1 protein-coding gene is annotated in these 1,786 nt (G+C 34.5%); it reads right to left on the reverse strand.

The features are described from left to right. Positions 1-1,173 precede the first annotated feature (1,173 nt). Positions 1,174-1,786, reverse strand: a 613-nt coding sequence (locus AACL61_RS06485; protein WP_339111146.1) for a type IIL restriction-modification enzyme MmeI, incomplete at its 5' end; no start/stop codon positions are given.

The following is a 1,786-nucleotide window of genomic DNA, read 5'->3' on the forward strand; positions in this document are numbered from 1 at the left end:
ATTTAAATTGACATTTCGGGAACCTTAAATATTGCTGGTTTTATAATCATTACTATTCCAAGTTTTACGCCATCATTTATTGTTATTTTTTGTCTATTAATTTTACAATGTATTTTCACCATTTTTATCTACAAAGCTAATAAACAAATCCAACAGAAAAAGCTAAATTTACAAGAAAAGAAGGACTTACTATTCTTAATTCAAAATCTAGAAGAAAGCCAATTTAGGTTAAGGCGCTTTAAGCACGACTATCAAAATTTATTAAATAGTTTAAAACTTAGTGCTTTAAGTGGTAACAATTTAGAACTATTGGAAAAATTAGAAAAATATTCGAAAGAAAGATTAGGAAAAGATTCGCTTTGGCAATTTCAAGACACAAAGAATATCAAAAATGATGTTTTACGAAGTACCTTAAAAGGGTAAAACATATATCATCATATGCTATCAAATCGCTGATATTATAAGTTTTCTCGACCAATCAGATCATCATATAACGTCATGGAATGTTATAGATTTTCCCCTTTTTCCCCCTCAATATCCCTTAAAGAATACTGAAGAACCTTACGGCCAATCTTGGCGGTTAATAGGAAAAAATAACTGAATCAAACTGTCGGGCATGGCCGTTACCACAATGAGGGTAACGGTTTTTATTATCCAATCAACAACCGAGTTAATTGGTTGCGATTAGTATAGCATATTTACCCCTAATCAAAGAACAAATGCCACTAGTTTTTCAATAAAACTTTATTCTGATTTTAAGATAATTGGCTATATAAAGGGTGTCACATCTTAATAGAAGTATAGGCAAGCGACAATTGAGGATCGCTATATAAGATAGAGACTCGATATTTAAGATCTCTTAAACAGTACAAATTTCTGTCTTCATAGGCTAAAAATAGATCTTAAATCGGCTCTGAGACGTTCTGAAATCAGTCTACCTGAGCTGTTGATCATTTCAAAATCACTCATAGCAAAAAAAGAGCCATTCATGATTGAATGACTCCTGTATCTATAAGGTTTTTACTTAACGCTTGACGTACAGCAAAGCTGATTCCCAGAAACAAGCAACGAGTCAGCGTTTTTTAGTTTAATGTGGGTCCTCAGCTGACCATATCAAGCCCCAATTCATTACTAATGATTATACCATCTACAGACCAGAAAGTGAGAATATAGCTATTTATCATCCTTGGCAGTTAGCTTCTCGTACATCTTGAATAGATGCTGCACTATCTCGGCTTCGGTAGCACTCGGCTTAAGTCCATAAGCTTGTAATACGGCCTTATCATTAGCTTCATGTGCTTTCCGAAGTTCAATTGGCATCGTCAACGGGTCATATAAATCAGCCAATGAGCTATCAGGATAGAGCTTTCGTGCGTCCAAGATACTTTGGGCGGTCTCAGTAATCCTATCGCGTTGCATTTTATTAACATTTGGCCATGAAAAGTCATTATATACCAAAGTTTTAGAATAACTATAACGAGTTTCCAGTCTGCCTGCTACCATACGCATCCATGACATATGAACAATAGATTCTAAGATACCAAAATCATACTTAGTAGCATCAGGCAAAATAAATAGTTTATTACCTGCAATTACATCTGATGATAAGTAATCCATTGGAATATATGCCCTTCGTTCCGAAGATACAACGGGAATTGCAATAAAATTATCAGGATTTCTAGTTTCGCGAAATAGATGTGGTGTTGCTGCTAACTTTTGCCTATCTGCTGCACCCGACAAGCGATTTTCTCTACATTTTTCAACGTGGCAGATTGTAAAATTTAAG

Source organism: Limosilactobacillus reuteri subsp. porcinus (assembly GCF_036621895.1).
Lineage (GTDB): Bacteria > Bacillota > Bacilli > Lactobacillales > Lactobacillaceae > Limosilactobacillus > Limosilactobacillus reuteri_J.